19 protein-coding genes are annotated in these 16,102 nt (G+C 67.3%); 16 read left to right on the top strand and 3 right to left on the bottom strand.

Going from position 1 to position 16,102, the window contains the following annotated elements:
- Nucleotides 1-1,414 precede the first annotated feature (1,414 nt).
- Nucleotides 1,415-2,029, top strand: coding sequence for a hypothetical protein (locus Raf01_RS47965; RefSeq protein WP_203924868.1), 615 nt, complete (start codon nucleotides 1,415-1,417; stop codon nucleotides 2,027-2,029).
- A gap of 132 nt (nucleotides 2,030-2,161) precedes the next feature.
- On the opposite strand, the gene Raf01_RS47960 is transcribed toward Raf01_RS47965, so the two are convergent.
- The 3 genes from Raf01_RS47960 to Raf01_RS47950 all read right to left on the bottom strand — a co-directional run bounded on the left by Raf01_RS47960 (nucleotide 2,162) and on the right by Raf01_RS47950 (nucleotide 4,506).
- Nucleotides 2,162-3,349, bottom strand: coding sequence for a hypothetical protein (locus Raf01_RS47960; RefSeq protein ID WP_203924867.1), 1,188 nt, complete (start codon nucleotides 3,347-3,349; stop codon nucleotides 2,162-2,164).
- A gap of 195 nt (nucleotides 3,350-3,544) precedes the next feature.
- Nucleotides 3,545-3,880 (bottom strand): divalent-cation tolerance protein CutA, encoded by a 336-nt coding sequence (gene cutA / locus Raf01_RS47955; protein ID WP_203924866.1) that lies wholly within the window; start codon nucleotides 3,878-3,880, stop codon nucleotides 3,545-3,547.
- Nucleotides 3,877-4,506 carry a helix-turn-helix transcriptional regulator gene (locus Raf01_RS47950; protein WP_203924865.1) on the bottom strand — a complete coding sequence of 210 codons (630 nt, stop codon included), beginning with the start codon at nucleotides 4,504-4,506 and terminating at the stop codon, nucleotides 3,877-3,879. Before Raf01_RS47950 ends, cutA begins: the two co-directional genes overlap by 4 nt.
- 622 nt (nucleotides 4,507-5,128) lie before the next feature.
- Between Raf01_RS47950 and Raf01_RS47945 the strand changes: the two genes are divergently transcribed.
- The 15 genes from Raf01_RS47945 (at nucleotide 5,129) to Raf01_RS47875 (ending at nucleotide 15,616) form a co-directional block, all read left to right on the top strand.
- Nucleotides 5,129-5,401 (top strand): DUF6284 family protein, encoded by a 273-nt coding sequence (locus tag Raf01_RS47945; protein WP_239134567.1) that lies wholly within the window; start codon nucleotides 5,129-5,131, stop codon nucleotides 5,399-5,401.
- Between the two features lie 9 nt (nucleotides 5,402-5,410).
- Nucleotides 5,411-5,782, top strand: coding sequence for an RRQRL motif-containing zinc-binding protein (locus tag Raf01_RS47940; protein WP_203924864.1), 372 nt, complete (start codon nucleotides 5,411-5,413; stop codon nucleotides 5,780-5,782).
- Nucleotides 5,779-5,916: a hypothetical protein gene (locus Raf01_RS47935; RefSeq protein WP_203924863.1), complete on the top strand. Its 138-nt coding sequence runs from the start codon at nucleotides 5,779-5,781 to the stop codon at nucleotides 5,914-5,916. Before Raf01_RS47940 ends, Raf01_RS47935 begins: the two co-directional genes overlap by 4 nt.
- A 4-nt stretch (nucleotides 5,917-5,920) precedes the next feature.
- Entirely contained in the window at nucleotides 5,921-6,703 is a 783-nt protein-coding gene (locus Raf01_RS47930; RefSeq protein WP_203924862.1) for an ABC transporter permease, read from the top strand.
- Nucleotides 6,704-6,781: 78 nt separating this feature from the next.
- Complete coding sequence (locus Raf01_RS47925) at nucleotides 6,782-6,928, top strand: hypothetical protein (protein ID WP_203924861.1); 147 nt, start codon at nucleotides 6,782-6,784, stop codon at nucleotides 6,926-6,928.
- Between the two features lie 18 nt (nucleotides 6,929-6,946).
- Nucleotides 6,947-9,142 carry a P-loop NTPase family protein gene (locus Raf01_RS47920; RefSeq protein WP_239134566.1) on the top strand — a complete coding sequence of 732 codons (2,196 nt, stop codon included), beginning with the start codon at nucleotides 6,947-6,949 and terminating at the stop codon, nucleotides 9,140-9,142.
- Between the two features lie 92 nt (nucleotides 9,143-9,234).
- Nucleotides 9,235-9,486 carry a hypothetical protein gene (locus Raf01_RS47915; protein WP_203924860.1) on the top strand — a complete coding sequence of 84 codons (252 nt, stop codon included), beginning with the start codon at nucleotides 9,235-9,237 and terminating at the stop codon, nucleotides 9,484-9,486.
- A gap of 62 nt (nucleotides 9,487-9,548) precedes the next feature.
- Nucleotides 9,549-9,791, top strand: coding sequence for a hypothetical protein (locus tag Raf01_RS47910; RefSeq protein ID WP_308442711.1), 243 nt, complete (start codon nucleotides 9,549-9,551; stop codon nucleotides 9,789-9,791).
- Nucleotides 9,791-10,045: a hypothetical protein gene (locus Raf01_RS47905; RefSeq protein ID WP_203924858.1), complete on the top strand. Its 255-nt coding sequence runs from the start codon at nucleotides 9,791-9,793 to the stop codon at nucleotides 10,043-10,045. Before Raf01_RS47910 ends, Raf01_RS47905 begins: the two co-directional genes overlap by 1 nt.
- A 24-nt stretch (nucleotides 10,046-10,069) precedes the next feature.
- Nucleotides 10,070-11,008: a bifunctional DNA primase/polymerase gene (locus Raf01_RS47900; protein ID WP_203924857.1), complete on the top strand. Its 939-nt coding sequence runs from the start codon at nucleotides 10,070-10,072 to the stop codon at nucleotides 11,006-11,008.
- Nucleotides 11,005-11,949, top strand: coding sequence for a hypothetical protein (locus Raf01_RS47895; protein ID WP_203924856.1), 945 nt, complete (start codon nucleotides 11,005-11,007; stop codon nucleotides 11,947-11,949). The genes Raf01_RS47900 and Raf01_RS47895 overlap by 4 nt, the downstream gene beginning before the upstream one ends.
- The gene (locus Raf01_RS47890; RefSeq protein ID WP_203924855.1) at nucleotides 11,946-12,971 is read left to right on the top strand and encodes an AAA family ATPase; all 1,026 of its coding nucleotides are present in this window, start codon (nucleotides 11,946-11,948) and stop codon (nucleotides 12,969-12,971) included. The genes Raf01_RS47895 and Raf01_RS47890 overlap by 4 nt, the downstream gene beginning before the upstream one ends.
- Before the next feature lie 284 nt (nucleotides 12,972-13,255).
- On the top strand, nucleotides 13,256-13,450 hold the full coding sequence (locus Raf01_RS50400; protein ID WP_275413227.1) for a helix-turn-helix domain-containing protein: 195 nt from the start codon (nucleotides 13,256-13,258) through the stop codon (nucleotides 13,448-13,450).
- On the top strand, nucleotides 13,447-14,631 hold the full coding sequence (locus Raf01_RS47880) for a site-specific integrase (protein ID WP_203924854.1): 1,185 nt from the start codon (nucleotides 13,447-13,449) through the stop codon (nucleotides 14,629-14,631). Before Raf01_RS50400 ends, Raf01_RS47880 begins: the two co-directional genes overlap by 4 nt.
- A gap of 250 nt (nucleotides 14,632-14,881) precedes the next feature.
- On the top strand, nucleotides 14,882-15,616 hold the full coding sequence (locus tag Raf01_RS47875; RefSeq protein ID WP_203924853.1) for a hypothetical protein: 735 nt from the start codon (nucleotides 14,882-14,884) through the stop codon (nucleotides 15,614-15,616).
- The last annotated feature ends 486 nt before the right edge of the window (nucleotides 15,617-16,102 follow it).

Here is a 16,102-nt window from a genome sequence, read left to right as displayed (position 1 = left end):
TGATCTTGTGCTCCCATTTTGCTCCCAATGTAAGGAGCAATAACAAAACCGCTGATTACCAGAATTAAGGTAATCAGCGGTGTGACCTGCGGCTTTGCATGGTGGGCGATACTGGGATTGAACCAGTGACCTCTTCCGTGTCAGCGAATGACCATGGTGCGTCCACCTTGATCGATACCGGGCCTCACCTGCGCGAACAGTCCCGCAAAGTACGCTCACGTCCGCTGAGATGCGCCGCGAAAGTCACGCAGTTAGCTACTCACGCACTTAGTGCTGAAACACTGGGGGCGTGACGCATTCCCCTCCCGATCATGGTCGGCGAGGATTCGCAGCGGATCGCCCGAGTTCCAGGTTGCTTCCGTCAATCAACGCGCCGACGTCGGCGTGCCCAGAAGTGTTTCAGCGGGTTTTCCTAGCTCAGAGCTACTTCGGGGACAGTCGTCATTCGAGGGTCCCCCTAGATCACGAGTGTCTTCCCAGCTCAGAACCACTTCGGGGACTCCGGGGACACGAGGGACAGAGTTGCGTGCGCGTGGTGCCCCGACCCTGTGGGTGTGAAGGGTGGACCTACGACGACGGGATGGCGTTTGGTACGTGTAGGACCAACCGAATCTCTCATGGGCAGTCCGCGCCTTCCAGTGGACGATTGCTCGAATGAGCGACACATGGTCATACGTGATCGGTGCGGCAGTCACGGCCGGCGGACTGCTCTTCAACCAGTGGCGATCGGACAGACGCGAGTCGCGACGCCTGTCGGATGAACGCAGGCGAGAGGTGGAGCGCTGGGACCGAGACCGGGAACGGGAACGGGAGTTGTGGCGCCGCGAAGACAAGTTGCGGTGGTTGGATCGCCGCCAAGAGGTCTACAAGGCGCTCCTACATGCATTCGAGCCATGGGTCTCAGATGTGAGGTCATGGAGTGCTGTTGGCCTGCCGCACTCGACGATGGACCAAGATCAAGCACACAAGAGATACCTTGAGCAACGGACGTTTGACTTTCAAGAGTCCATGGCCCATGTGGGTTCCGTACTCGCTGAGGTTGCCCTGATTGGCAGCGACGGGGTGCGAACGTGTGCGCAGGGCCTCATGGCGCAGCTCTTTGCAGTCGAGATGTTTCGATCCGGTGATGTACCTCCGCCAGAAGGCCAAAAGCATCCAATAGTCGAGGAGGTAGATCGCCGATACGACCGTCTATTAAAGCGCGTTCGGCATGATATCGCGGTTGCATCGCTTGCCGACGCCGACGCCGTCGTGGAGCCAGTTAGGAGTACGACTTTCACACCAAGTGACCTCGCCCACGGGCGAAACCAATCCCCGACCGGAACGGCCGGGTAGTCGAGGCCGAGCCGTAGCAAAGGGTCATCAATGGAACGGATCTAAGACTTGCCCAACGGGATGAAATAGAGTGATGCCGATGTCGACACCCCCGGAGTTTTCCCGCCATCAACCCTCGCTCCTTCGGAGAGCCTTCCGGGCTGCACTTGATCAGCCAACCTTCACAGGCAAATTTGTGGGGCTTATAGGGACCGGCCTGAGCATCCTCGCCACAATTGCGCTTGGAATTGGTTCGGTCGTCACGGTGATACTCCGTGACCTACCAGCCATAGCGGTCTGCGTTCCGCTGTTACCGCTCTTCGCCTTTATTACGATATCTAACCTGCGAGCGCAGGCCACGCCACAGCACGCTCTGCCGCCGCCCCCGACGCTGAAAGCCCGCCTCGGTGATATTCGCGAGTCGCTCGGAGACATCGGGCGTGTGCTGGGCGAACTCGACACGGAACTAGCGGCTCGCCTGCAGGCGCTGGAGGAAAGTCAGACCCGCCTTGAGCGGTATGAACGGCTCGCAACCTTGACGCCAGACCAGCGAGAAGCGATCGATCAATTCTTCGACCAGCGACTTGCAGAGGAAGGCAAACGTAGTGGCCGCCGAGATTTGACACTCTTTAGTCTCGGCCTGCTATTCGCAATACCTATCGGACTCCTCGTGAATTGGGCGTCGGTACCGGTCTGGCAATGGCTTACGCGATAGTGTTGCCTCGGCTACCTTGGCATCGACCGGCTACGCGAATCGGCGACGGAAGGCCGCCGCATTAGGCCGCCGTCCTAATCATCAACATGGCAACCGTTGCTCACACGCGTTGGCCGCCCTGCCAAATTGGCCTCACGGCTGCTTTTTCTCTGCCAGCTTCCCATCATGATTCGCAAGGCTCTTGACGATCTGTACTAGTTCGCCGGTAACCCCATAGCTGGGCTCGTCCACCTTCTTCCCCACGTCAGGCAACGAGGCAAATAGCCTCAGACCGAGCGCCCTCATTACATCCTTTCGAGATTCGGCGTCCATGCTGTCCGTGAAGGCGCGAATGGTACGCAACTGAACGGCGGCAGTCCTGGCCGCCGTCTCATTTCCCCGATGATGTGCCGATTCGCGTGCAGCGTACGCAGCCAATCCAAGAACGGGCACTACGAGGGCTAGACGAGCCGCTTCCTGAGCCGTCCCCGGCGCCGCTGAAGATCGGGATACGATGAACCAAGACAGGGCAACCGCCGCGCCTGAACAAACGAATAGAATCGCCACCCAAAGTGTGTAGCGATTTCGTTCAGTCTTGGCTTCCATTAGGTAGTGGGCCGCAACCTCGCCAGCAGCGACGGTTCCGGCCGCCTCTTCCACGTGCGCGACGATGGAGTCCACCCGTACGCTGGCCTGCGAAAGCGCAGACTCGTCTTTCTCCACCATCAACGAACGGGCAAGCAGCCGAATTTCTTCGGCTCGAAATGTGAGGGACCGGAATTCGTTAGTTCTCGGCGGAAAACCGCGCGCCACACTTAGCAGGATGGAGTCGAGCGCCAGTGCAAGTTGCATAAATTCGTCTGTAATCTCATCTCGGCCGCCCGCTAGACTCTTCTTTTCGGTAGAAGCACACCAACGATCTAACCTATCGAGCATTTTGACCGAGACAAGCATTGGAATCGCGACCTCGATCCGAGCGTCCATCGGCCGTGCACTACCCGGCCTTATTAGGCCCCAAAGCGTGGTATCCGGGCGCGCAAACATCTGCTTTGCGTGCTTGAGAAGCGCCGGAATTGGATGCTCTTGCTCTTCGAAAGTCAGAAGCGGCTCAGCGTGCCATGGGAAATTGCGGTTATTGTCCAGGCCCCTCTCGATACGCAGCAAGGATTCCGCGATCGCACTCGCCATCTGCAAGCGGCGCGGTGACGTGTCGTATTGAGGGCTCGTGAACGGGTCATCCGTCCCGTTCTCTCCGACTATGCCAGTCTCATCCTTGCTCGTTACACGAGAACTGGGGTGATCACCATTGCTCGGCGTACGCTCGCCCTCGGAAGCAGCCATCCAACTATGATCGCGCGATCCGCTGCCCGCCGCGTCCCACGGAAGGCCAAAGCTGTCTATCCGTCGTGCTTGCGTAGAGAGCGGAAGTGGAAAGGCTCAGGAGCTTTCGGGCCAGGTCGATCGAGCATGGGTGAGGCGCACGGCAACGCGCGGCCCTGGTCAGTACTTCTTGGACCAGGGCCGTTCCGGGCGCTCTTACGCATCTGCCGATCGGCGGGTTTCGTCAAGGATCCACTGGAGGTAGGCGGGATTGCCGTCCACGATCGCAGTGGCCACCACGCACGGAACCTGGTATGGGTGCTCGCGATTGACCTGGTCAATGATCTCATCGACCAGGCTGCTCCGGGTGTGCAAGGCCACTCGTGCCTCGGCCTTGTCGTAAATCTGGCCCTGCCAGCGGTAGATGGACCTGATGGCAGTGATGTTGTGGCCGCTCGCTGCTAGCCGGGTCTCGACCAAACGGCGGGTGAACTCGGCGAGCCAGTTCGCGTCCGGCGCCGTGATGACGACCTCGCATGCATCGTCAGTCACGCTGCCGGCTCCGTCTCGCGTCCGGCCTGGTCCTGTGCCTTGAGTTCTTCGATGATGGCTCGGGCCTCTTCCTCGGTGTGCGCCATCCCGCCCCAGCCGGTGACGATCTTTCCGTCGTAGCTGATGCCGACCCAGCGACCCTGCATTGCCTGGCCGTGAGGGTGCAGGACGAAGTACATCGTGCCCTTGGATCGCACCGATCCGTCGTTGGCTGCGTACCAGCCCATCAGGATCTCGTTGTCCCACAGGCGCAACTCGCCGCGCCAGTGGTAGCCGCCATCCTCGACGTCGATGCCGCGCGTGATCGTTTGCAGGCTGATCAATTCCATCTGCTGGCGGAACTGGACCTCCTGGGCAGTGATCACCTCCTCGCCGTCCTTGGAGGTCTGCCAGGACGCCCACCAGTCGCCGCTCAGGTTCACCCGGTGGCTGGGGATGCCGGCGAGTTCGCCGACCGAGATCTTGAGTGCTTCCGCGATTGCTACCGCGACGGACAGTACGGGTTGCTGTTCGCCTGCCTCGTACCGCCGGATCTGTCTCTTGTCCACGCCGGCCGCCGCCGCCAACTCGGCCTGGGACATGCCCAGCTCCGCACGGCGTTGCCGGAGGACTTCTGCCATCTCCATGTGGCCAGTATCCGGGGACGAGTTGGTCCCTGCAAGAGGACTGGCAAGACCGCCTAGTCCCCTCCCATGGGACTGACTCGCCCCGTAGGGGACAGATTGGTCCTTGACATGGAGACGTCTCCGTCCCCATGATGTAGGCAGTTTCAGTCCTCACCGAGAGGACTAAGACGGCAGAATCTGCCGGTGATTCCAACGGAAGGCGGCTTCGATGCCGCGCGCCTGCGTATCACCGTGCCTACACGTTCATTGATCAACTCCATAGCGACAGGAAGAAGCGCTGGTGAGGCCGCGTGCGGCATCCCTGCCTTGAGTCACACGGTGACCGACGCCGGTAGATCCCGGCCGAGCAGAGCGAGCACACGAATCACGAGCGCTGAACGCACTTTCGCTGATCAGTCCCTGGCCGGTGCTGCGGCGCTGGCCAGGGGCCTTTCCTTCGACTCATGAAGAGGTGACCTCATGGCCTCGATCGCCGCCTCCGTTCGTGTCACAACCCGTTCCTGCGCCGTGTGGCGCCGCTGCAACGGCTGCCAGACCTTGGCGCCGCTGGCCCCGAACGAGACCCACTGCCGTGGCTGCCGACCGGCCCGGCCCCGTTCCGGAAGGAAGTAACCCCGCCATCATGGCCACCGACCTGAGCTTTGACGAACCGACCGCCGATGACCTGGCCGCGATCGACGTTGAGATGCCGCTGATTGAGGCCGAGATTGCCGTACTGGACGCGGAAATCCGCATCCTGACCGCCGTACGCCCGGCCGCGCTGGACTGGCGCCGCCTGCGCCGCGCCGAACAGCGCGTCATGCGTGAGGCCACTGAGCTGGTACGCATCCACCGCGGCCTGCGTGACGGAAGCCACCTGGACGTGCCCCGCACCCTGACCGGCCGCGCCGCGTAGGGGCCGGTCATGTCCCGCGTCCGCGCCGCGTACATGGACCCGGAGGGCACCCGGTACGGCATCCCCACCTACTGGTGGCGCGGCGCCCCGGCCGGCTACGCGACCCTCCGACAGCTCCGCGCGGCCGGGCTACGGCCGGGCGGGCAGGACGTGGCCGCGCAGATCCTCTGGCGCGGCATCGGCGGTACCCGCCGGGCGTACCTGTACCGCCTCGATCTGGCCCGACCGAAGCGCACCGCCACCCCCGCGCAACGGGTCGCGATCGGCAAGGCGCTGCGCGCCCGCCGCACCTGCCCGACCTGCCACGTGGAGCGGCCGTACTACATCCCGCGCTCCCTCGGGGAGTGCCTGAACTGCGCCTACCCGCTGGAGTACCGGTGAGGCTCTACCTGCTGTTCGTGCTCGCATTCCTGAACGCGGCCGCCGCCGTGGCCGCCCGTTCCCCGCTCTACGCCCTGGCCGCCGCACTGTTCCTCGCCGCCGCCGCCCACAGCATCCACTCTTCCCGGAGGTAATCCCGTGACGTCCTCGACCATCCCGCACAGCTCCTACCCGCCAGCCGTGGCCGAGCTGCTTCCCCGCGCTCGGGCGTGGGTCGCCAAGCTGGGTGAGGTCCCCTCACAGAACCGGATCAAGGCTGAGTTTCGGCTCGGCACGGACAAGGCCCGGCAGCTACGCGGCGCACTGCTGACGCCCGAGGCGCCCGCACCTGCCGACCCGGTCCCGGTCGACCCGCCGCCGGCTGCGGAGATCGCCGCCCCGGTCGTATCGCCGCTGCCTACCCCGGTCGTAGAACCAGTCACGACCGCCGCACCCGAGGTGACCGCGCCGCCGACCGCCGACCCCGCCCCGGTCGCGGCGCCCGTTTCGTGGTGGCGTCACGCGGCGCAGTCGCTGCCGCTGGTGCTGCTGGCCCTGCCCGCGTTCGTGGCCATCTGGTCCGGCTGGGTCGGGCTCGGCTCACTGACCGGGTTCGGCATGGTCCACCCGCTGCCCGGCATCGCCGACAAGGTGTCGCTGAACACCGCGATCACGCTGCCGATCGGTGTCGAGACCTACGCCGCGTACGCGCTGAACGTGGCCCTGACCAAGGGCATGCCGGCCCGTGCTCGCCGGTTCGCGAAGTGGTCGGCGTTCGGGTCGCTGCTGCTGGGCGCGCTCGGACAGGTCGCCTATCACCTGATGACCACCGCGCACATGACCCACGCCCCGTGGGAGATCACGACGGCTGTCGCGTCGCTGCCGGTGATCGTGCTCGGCATGGGCGCCGCCCTGCGGCACCTCAAGAACGACGCCGACTGACCCCGCCCGGGGCGCGGCCACCTGGCCTACGAAACCCGCGCCGCGCCCCGGCCCTCGCAACCGACAGGAGTCGATCCGATGGGCCTCAAGCGTAAGCCCGCCTGTACCTGCGGCATCTGCCCCGCGTGCGTCCGCACCACCTACGCCCGCCAGGCCAAGCCCTACACCGACCCGGCCTGGACCGGCCGCCACCCGTTGCACCCCGCCGCCCGTACGACCGTCTGACCTGGGGAGACACACCACATGACCACCGAACCGATCTACGACCCCGACGACCCCCGCAACGATCCCGACCTGGTCGAGGCTGCCGTGGTCGACCTGACCGCTGAGCGGGCCCGCCGCGCCGGCCGCGACCCGGCCGACGACGTGGACCCGGTCGACGACGCCGATCCGGATGAGGATCAGGAGTCCTACGACGACACCCCGCCCGCCGATGGCGGCCCGGTGGACCGGACCGACACCCCCGAGGTTCCGCACAGTGCCCGCCGGGTGGAGCGGCGCCCGATCCTGGCCGAGTGGGCGCGTTCCTGGCGCGGCTGGAAGGCTGCCGCCCGGCACACTGCCGGCAATGCCGGGTACGCCGTGGCGTACCACGCGGTCCGGACGCCGAAGTACGCGGCGAAGACGGCGTACTACGCCCCGGTCGGGCTGTTCACCGGGATCGGGCGGGCGTTTCACTGGGCCACCGCCGAAGAGGGCAACTGGACTTTGCGGCAGAGCGCCGCGAACCGGGGCGACGCTGAGACGTGGCTCAAGCTCGACGCGCGCCGGCAGCGGCAAGCCTCCTGGCGCTGGTGGGTGCTGGCCGCCAGCGGCGCCGGTACCGCCGCCGGCAGCGTGGTGCTGGCGTTCGAGCCGGTCTGGTGGCGGCTGCTGGCTACCGGCATCCTGGTGCCGGTGCTGGCCCGCACCGGCCGCCCGGACGACAAGCGGATCACCGACCGGGTCACCGATGGTGGCCGGTACCGCAAGCTCACCGCCGAGCTGGTGCGCCGGGCGTTGACCAGCCTGCAAATGCCCGCCATCAACGGCCCCGTGGCCAAGGACCCCAAGGCAATCTCGTTCCCGCACGACATCCACCGCGACGGCCCCGGGCACCTGGCCATCGTGGACCTGCCCTACGGCGTCGAGGCCACCGAGGTCTGCGCCCGGCGGGGAAAGCTCGCCTCCGCGCTGCGCCTGCCGCTGGATCAGGTCTGGCCCGAACCGGCCCCCGGGCACACCGGCCGCCTGGCGCTGTGGGTCGGGTACGAGCCGGCTTCCCAGATGCGGCAACCGGTCTGGCCGCTGATGCGGGATGCCAAGGTGGACGTGTTCCACCCGTTCCCGCTGTTCACCAACCCGCGCATGGACGTGCTGACCGCCGAACTGATGTTCCGTAACTGGCTGATCGGTGGCCAGCCCGGCTCCGGGAAGACGTTCACCCTGCGCGGCCTCGTGCTGGCCGCCGCTCTCGATCCCCGGACGGAGATCCGGGGCTACGAACTCAAGGGTGTCGGGGACTTCAAGGTCCTGGAGCCGCTGCTTGCTGAGTACGGCAACGGGTTCGATGACGAGACGATCGCCGCGTGCGCCGGGTTCATCGACTGGCTCTATGAGGAGTGCCAGCGCCGCAGCAAGCGCATCGCGCACTACGCCGCGCTGGGCAAGGCTCCGGAGAACAAGGTGACGCCGGAACTGGCCTCGCTCAAGGGTTCTGGCCTGCACCCGCTGATCGCCTGGATTGACGAGATTCAGGAGCTGTTCACGCACCCGAAGTTCGGCAAGGCGGCCGGGGAGAAGCTGGAGAAGGTCATCAAGCTGGGCCGGGCGCTGGGTGTGATTCTGCTGCTCGGTACCCAGATCCCGGACGCGAACTCGCTGCCGCCGGGCATCACCCGCAACGTCAACACCCGGGTGTGCCACTCCGTGGCCGACCAGACCGCCAACGACATGGTCCTTGGCACGTCGATGTACCGACGCGGGTTCCGAGCCACCGTGTTCAAGCCGGTCGACGAGGCCGGCTGGGGCATCGTGGCAGGGCTCGGGAAGACCGAAGCTCGCCGGTCGTTCTACGCCGACACGAACGACGCCGCGAAGATCGTGGCCCGTGCCGTGGCGATGCGGGTCAAGGCCGGCACCCTGCCCGACCCGGACACCCAGACCCGAGACACCGCCCCGGCGTTCGATCTGCTCGGCGACCTGGCCCGCATCTGGCCCGCCGGGGACAAGTCCGCGTGGAACGAGACGCTGTGCGCTCAACTCGGCCAGTTGCGGCCGGAGGTCTACGGCGGGTGGGAGTCCGCGCAGTTGACCGCCGCGCTGAAGCCACACCCGGCCGTGAAGGTGATCGACGTTGGTCGCCGGATCGAGGGGAAGGCCGTCACGCGGCGGGGCATCTCCCGCACCGACCTGGACGCGGCGATTGCTGACCGTAATCGGCGGGGCGGGTCGGACTGACCCCGCTAGCACCCGATCACGATCACCACCTGGGCTCTAGCGACTAGCAGCCCACAGCCTTCCGCACCCAAAATCCGGCCCTGGAGGCACTTGTGACCCCCCGCCTCGTGCTCGCTAGCGCACCGATCCTCATCCCACTGTTCGTCACCCTCGGTTACGGCCTGATGTGCTGGGTCGCCCCGTTCCGGACCTGTCGCCGCTGCCAGGGCATGGGCCGCCGCCGCACCAAGCTGCGCCGCGCGCCACGGCCCTGCCGCCCCTGCCGGGGAACCGGCCGCCGGCTACGCGCCGGCCGCTGGATCGCCAACCACGTGATCCGCATCCGCCGGGAGGCTCACCGATGAAACCTCACCAGCACGGCCCCACGCCGACATGGTGCGCCCAAGACCACCAGTGCAAGCCCGTCTTGGGCGAGCACCGCTCCGACCCGATCACCGTCGACCTGTCCGGCCTGGCCCGCGCACTGCTGACCCGCGTCCAGGTCGCCAACGGCGCCCAACACGCCGACATCCGCGTACGGCTGGCCCTGCACCCGAACGAGCGCCTGGCCCGCCAGCAACTCCGCACGCTGCTGGCCGGACTGGACGAGGTACTCGGCCGCGCCGCGATGACCGTTCCACCGCGCACCACCGGCCGCCGGGCCGCCTGATGACCGGCCCCGCGCTGCTGGTCGTTGTGCCAGCCACTCCGCCGGCCGCAGACACGGCCCGGGTTCTCGACTGGCGGGGCGTGTCCTCGGTGGGACCGCTGCGTCCCTGCCGGATCTGCCGGCAGCCCGCGATGATGCGCGACCCGGACGGGCGCCCCTGCCACAAGGTCTGCGCTGAACAGCACGAATACGAGCGCTGGCATGCCCGCACCGACCTGCCGCACCAGCACCGCACGCACCGACTCGCCGCCTGACCATCCACAGTGGAGGCAGCATCCATGACCAGCACAACCCTTGCCCTGCAACAGATCGCACTCGACCACGCTGCCCGGGGATGGCACGTCTTCCCGCTGCGACCGGGCGACAAGCGACCCGCGTTCCCCGCCCACGACGCCACCCGCTGCACCGGCCAGGACCCGCGCTGCCGCACCGCTGGCCGGCACGTCGGGTGGGAGCAACGGGCCACCACCGACCCGGCCCGTATCCGCCGGGCCTGGGCCGCCGCGCCGTACAACGTCGGCGTTGCCACCGGCCCGTCCGGTCTGCTCGTGGTCGACCTGGACACCCCGAAGCCCGGCCAGACCCCGCCGGCCGGGCTGCCCGAGGGCTGCCACGACGGCGCAGACATGTTCGCCGACCTGTGCCAGCACGCCGACCAGCCGTGGCCGGCCACCTACACCGTGACCACCGGCCGGGGCGGAACCCATCTGTACTACCGCCACCCCGCCGCCGGGCCACGACTGCGGAACACCGCCGGCACGCTCGGGTGGCTGATCGACACCCGCGCTGCCGGTGGGTACGTCGTCGCCGCCGGCAGCGTCGTCAACGGCCGGCCCTACAGCGTGGCGTGGTCCGGCGACCCGGCCCCGCTGCCCGCGTGGCTGGCCGAACGGCTGACCCCCCGGCCGCTGCCACCGCAGCGACCCGTCACCGTCGAGCTGGGCACCGGCCGCCCGGCCGCGTACCTGGACGCCGCGATCCGGCAGAGCCTCCAGGCCATCGCCACCGCACCCGAAGGCACCCTGAACCGGACCCTCTACGGCGCGTCCGTCGCGCTCGGCCAACTGGTCGCCGGTGGCGCACTGGACAGCCGAGACACAGAAACGCTGCTGTTGAACGCCGCGACCGCCGCCCACCACCCGGCCGGCCCCGCCGTCCGCACCATCCGGTCGGGGTTCCGTGCCGGTGCGGCCCGGCCCCGGAGCGTGGCCGCATGAGTCGCCGCCCCTTGCTGCTGGATCTGTTCTGCGGTGCGGGCGGGGCGGGGGCCGGGTACCACGCGGCCGGTTTCGACGTGGTCGGCGTGGACATCCGCCCCCAGCCGGACTACCCGTTCCCGTTCCTCCAGGCCGACGCGCTGACCGTGGACCTGACCGGCTACGACGTGGTCCACACCTCGCCACCGTGCCAGCGGTACTGCCGCGCCACCCCGGCCGGCCGCCGCGACCAGCACCCGGACCTGGTCGCCCCGATGCGGCAACGGCTGATCGAGGCCGCCGCCTCACCCGGTGGCCCGCGTGTGTGGGTCATCGAGAACGTGCCCGGAGCGCCGCTGGTCGACCCGGTGACCGTGTGCGGAGACTCGCTGCGCCTCGGGGTGCGCCGGCACCGGCTGTTCGAGTCCAACCGGCCACTTGCCGGTACCCCGTGCTGGCACGACCGGCCGGCCCCGGCCGTCGCGGTCTACGGCACCTACGGCCAGCGCCGCAAAGGCACCGACACCGGCGCCACCACCGACCAGGCCCGCACCGCGATGGGCATCGACTGGATGCCCTGGCCCGCACTCACCCAAGCCATCCCACCCGCCTACACGCACTGGCTCGGCGTACAGATCCTCACCCGCCACCTCGCCGACGATGCCCACGCCGCGGGGCAAACGTCACGCGGTGCGGGGCACGTCCAGGTCGCATCCGTCACGCCCGAACCCGCCGATGACACAACCCACCAGGTGCCATCCATCACGGGTGACGCAACCCCGTCGGCGGCCTTCCGTCACCTGGCGGCCGGTGATGAAACCCCGTCGACGGGCTTCCGTCACTGCCGCTGCGGCCAGCCGCTACCCGCCCGACCAGCCACCGGCCGGTGGCCCCGCTACTGCTCACACGCCTGCCGCCAGGCCGCCTACCGCGACCGGACCTCGAAGGAGACCGCCGCATGAACGCCACCGAACCCGCCACACGGCCCGACCTGCACATCGTCACCCCCGACGACGCGGGCGAGGTGCTGTCCGCCCGGCGCGGCCCCGTCCAACTCCGCACCTCGTGGACCGCCGCCGACCTCATGGACATGGACTTCCCCCCGCCGAACTGGGCGGTACCCGGGATCATCGCCGAAGGCGTCAACCTCCTCGCCGGGCCGCCGAAGGTCGGCAAGTCCTGGCTGTCCCTCGGCCTCGGCCTGTCCGTCGCGGCCGGCGGCAAGGCGTTCGACGCGATCCCCGTCCCCGGCGGCCCGGTGCTCTACCTCGCACTGGAGGACACACCCCGCCGGCTACAGGCCCGGATCGGGAAGATCCTCGGCGGGCAACCCGCCCCGGCCGCGCTGACCCTCGCCACGTCCTGCCCACCCATGCCACAGGGCGGGGACGAAGCCATCGCCGCGTGGCTGGACCGCAACCGCAACGCCCGCATGGTCATCATCGACGTGTTCGCCAAAATCCGAGGCCAGTCCGCCCCGGGTGCCTCGGCCTATGACGCGGACTACGCGGCCGTGGGCCGGATCAAGAAGGTTGCCGACGCTTACGGGGTGGCCGTGGTGCTCGTGCACCACGTCCGCAAGGCCGGGTCGGAGGACTTCCTTGAGTCGGTGTCCGGTACCAACGGCATCGCCGGGGCCGCCGACGCGACCCTCGTGCTGCGCCGGCCGCGTGGGCAGGCCGATGGGGTGCTGTACGTGACCGGTCGGGACGTGGACGAGGCCGAATACGCCCTCGACTTCCACCCGGCCGCCGGGGCGTGGACGCTGCTCGACGGGCCGCCGGAAGACCACGCGCTGACCGACACCCGCGCCACGATCATGCGCTGGCTACGCGGCAACGGACCGGCCGGCCCCAAGGCCATCGCGGACGGAACCGGCCTCAATCACGACAGCGTGAAGAAGACCTGCCAACGCATGCTCGCCGACTCGCTGTTGGCCGCCGACCCCGCCGGCCGGTACTCCATCCCGGACCGGGCCGAGTGACCCGCGTCCCCACTGTCCCCCGCGTCCCCGGTGTCCCCGAAGTGGCTCTGAGCTGCGAAAACTCCAGAGATCTTGGGGGACACCGGAGACGCCACTGTCCCCGGATGCGGATTTACCAGGGCAAATGCCCTGAGAGCGTCTGTACCGCTCAGGCGCTACCAAAGACACCAGGCATGGGCAGATCTTGGCTCAGCGCGGCTCTCAACGGGCCGCTGTGCGCCTCTCTGTCGATGCCCTGCCCGCACCTCGTCTCCGACTCACCCTCGGCCCGAAAGGCGCTCACCGTGGAAACCAAGGCGCTGTACCGCGTCTCTGAGGCCATGCGGCTGCTCAGCATGAGCCGAACCGTCATCTACGAACAGCTTCGATCCGGCCGGCTGCGCTCCGTTCACCAGGGCCGCGCCCGCCTCATCCCCGCGTCAGCAATCACCGACTACGTCGCACTGTTGGAACGCGAATCCCTTGGGAGGGCTGCATGACCGAGGCCAAGAAGCCACGCCGGGGACGCGGTGAAGGTGGCCTGTACTGGGACGAGAAGCGGCAACGCTTCATCGCCGAAGTCACCATCGGCTACACCCCGGCGGGCAAGCGCATCGTTCGGCGCGGCAGCGGCAAGACCAAGACCGAAGCCCGAGCCAAGCTCAAGGAAGTCCTCCGGGACCACGAGGACGGGCTAACCATCGCGCCGCAGAACTACACGGTCGCCGACGCCATCGACAACTGGCTTGCCTATGGCCTGAACGGCTGCGCACAGCGCACCATCGACAAGTACACGATCCTCTGTCGCACGCACATCATCCCCGCCATCGGCGCCCGGAAACTCCGCGAACTAAGCGCGGACGACGTTGATCGGTGGCTTGCCAGCAAGGCGAAGACCCTCAGCACCTCGACTCTCGGCGACCTCTACCGCTGCCTCAAGCGCGCGGTCAACCGAGCCATGGCGCGAGACAAGGTCAAGCGCAACGTCGTTGTCCTGTGCGACGTGCCAACCGGGCAAGCGGGTCGGCCCTCGAAGTCGCTGACCATGGCGCAAGCCAAGGCATTGCTGGATTCCGCGAAGACCAGCCGGTTCTACGCCTACATCGTTCTATCGCTCCTGATCGGCGCCCGCACCGAGGAACTGCGGGCGCTGAAGTGGAGTCATGTCGACCTCGACGGGCAGCCCGACGCGAACCCGCCCGTTCCGCCGTCCATCCAGGTCTGGCGTTCCGTGCGGGCTGGCGGGGATACGAAGACCAGGAAGTCCCGGCGCACTCTGGCGCTGCCGGAACGCTGTGTCGCGGCCCTGCGCCGGCACCGGCGGATTCAGGATCGCAAGCGAGCGGAGGCCGGGTACCGCTGGCAAGACAACGATCTCGTGTTCTGCACGGCGCTGGGGGGTGAGTTGCTGGCCGGCAATGTTCGACGTACCTTCCGCCGACTCACCCGCAAGGCCGACATCGGCGACGATTGGACGCCCCGGGAGCTACGGCACAGCTTCGTGTCGCTGCTGTCCAGCAGCGGGGTGCGGATCGAGGACATCGCCGACCTGTGCGGCCACGCCGGAACCCGGGTGACCGAGGCCGTGTACCGGCACCAACTGCGCCCGGTGCTGCTGGACGGCGCCGTCGCCATGGATCAGATCTTCGACGCCAGAAAGGGCGGGGGCCAAGCGGCCTAGTCACGCGAGTCGACAAGGGGGCATGTCCGCTGTTCCGATATGCCCCCTGAGTCGGTGACCCTACTGGGGACGTGCATCTCTTTGGGCGTTGGTAACGGCGGTCTGGGTCGTGGCCTGCGCTGGTACCTATACGGGCCGCTCACGTTGGTGCTCGTTGGTCCGATGTTGCGCTGCGTTGTCCTTGAGAGGGGTAATCGTCCCCAAGAATTCTCCGAGCGGCACCCTGCCCGAGGTCCGTATGCTCTGGGCTGTGGTGCAACAGGTACAAAAGATCTTCATCGATAGCCGGCACCTGGCGTTTTGCGCTTATTGCGGAAACGCGCCAGTTACGCGTGATCACGTCCCGCCCCGGGTCTTCCTCGACAAGCCATACCCGGACAACGTGCCGGTGGTCGGATCATGCTTCGAGTGCAACAACGACGCGTCGCGCGATGAGGAGTACGTGGCATGTCTGCTGGAGGCAGCCGTGTGCAACAGCGTCGACCCGTCGCTGATTCAGCGTCCGGGAATTGCCCGCATTCTCCAGAGGCGGCCAACTCTCGCCGCTCGGATCGGTGCCGCGTTGACGCCCAACGGGCTGAGCCTGACGTCGGACGATCTACAGCGAATTGCGAGAGTGCTCTCCAAGATGGCGCGTGGGTTGTGGAGGTTCGAGTGCGGCGAGCCGACCGGCGCCGCTGAGGCGACCGTGACTTGGTGCCCGCTCCCGACGCTCACGGCGAGCGAAGCCGAACAGTTCTTCGCCCTTGAGGATCAGTACTTCTATCCCGAGATCGGTAGCAGGATGTTCATACGCTACTTCAGCGGCGAAGATGCGTTTGGTTGGCAGGAAGTGCAGGCGGACCGCTTCTCGTATCTGATCCAGACAGATGGGCTAGTCAAGATGGTCGTACGGGGATACCTGGCGGCCGAGGTGTTGCTAGTTGAAGGGGGCTGCGTTCACAGGACAGCACCTCCATCGCTTCCTTCGCCACGGTTGGGTTGAGTAGCTCGCCGGGCTTCCCCCGGCAGCGGAGACCCAGCCGGGCAGTCCGGTGACGTCTGGTGCGCCAGTGGAGACCTACTGGCGGAGCTTCCCGGAGCGTCGGGGTCTAGGGCGAGTAGTCCTGACCGCTGGAGGCCAGATCCGGGTCGTAGGGCGGCGGCCCTCCCAGCAGAGGCGCCGCCGTTGCATAGAGGGCGTCGTCGCCATTCCCGGCCGGCATCGTCCGGGCGGCGCGGGCGGCCGGGGGCATCCCCGGGTCCCCCACGGGCCGCGGTGGAAACGTCACGGGGCCGCCGGCTCGGGAGCACGTCCAGGTCGCTTGCATCACCATTGGATCAGATCTTGGCGGCCCGAAGGGGCGGGGTCGGGCGGCTTAGTCACTCAGTTAGTCACGCGGGACGGAAAAGGGGGCATATCCACTGAACGGATATGCCCCCTGACCTGGTGGGCGATACTGGGATTGAACCAGTGACCTCTTCCGTGTCA

Source organism: Rugosimonospora africana, assembly GCF_016862975.1.
Classification (GTDB): domain Bacteria; phylum Actinomycetota; class Actinomycetes; order Mycobacteriales; family Micromonosporaceae; genus Rugosimonospora; species Rugosimonospora africana.
This window is presented reverse-complemented; position numbering and strand designations above follow the sequence as displayed.

Coding starts and splice junctions, on each gene's coding strand:
- Raf01_RS47905 (WP_203924858.1), top strand. CDS start 9,791: ATGACCGGCCCCGCGCTGCTGGTCGTTGTGCCAGCCACTCCGCCGGCC.
- Raf01_RS47965 (WP_203924868.1), top strand. CDS start 1,415: ATGTCGACACCCCCGGAGTTTTCCCGCCATCAACCCTCGCTCCTTCGG.
- Raf01_RS47920 (WP_239134566.1), top strand. CDS start 6,947: ATGACCACCGAACCGATCTACGACCCCGACGACCCCCGCAACGATCCC.
- Raf01_RS47945 (WP_239134567.1), top strand. CDS start 5,129: ATGGCCACCGACCTGAGCTTTGACGAACCGACCGCCGATGACCTGGCC.
- Raf01_RS47950 (WP_203924865.1), bottom strand. CDS start 4,506: ATGGAGATGGCAGAAGTCCTCCGGCAACGCCGTGCGGAGCTGGGCATG.
- Raf01_RS47925 (WP_203924861.1), top strand. CDS start 6,782: ATGGGCCTCAAGCGTAAGCCCGCCTGTACCTGCGGCATCTGCCCCGCG.
- Raf01_RS47960 (WP_203924867.1), bottom strand. CDS start 3,349: ATGGCTGCTTCCGAGGGCGAGCGTACGCCGAGCAATGGTGATCACCCC.
- Raf01_RS47895 (WP_203924856.1), top strand. CDS start 11,005: ATGAGTCGCCGCCCCTTGCTGCTGGATCTGTTCTGCGGTGCGGGCGGG.
- Raf01_RS47900 (WP_203924857.1), top strand. CDS start 10,070: ATGACCAGCACAACCCTTGCCCTGCAACAGATCGCACTCGACCACGCT.
- Raf01_RS47940 (WP_203924864.1), top strand. CDS start 5,411: ATGTCCCGCGTCCGCGCCGCGTACATGGACCCGGAGGGCACCCGGTAC.
- Raf01_RS47880 (WP_203924854.1), top strand. CDS start 13,447: ATGACCGAGGCCAAGAAGCCACGCCGGGGACGCGGTGAAGGTGGCCTG.
- Raf01_RS47890 (WP_203924855.1), top strand. CDS start 11,946: ATGAACGCCACCGAACCCGCCACACGGCCCGACCTGCACATCGTCACC.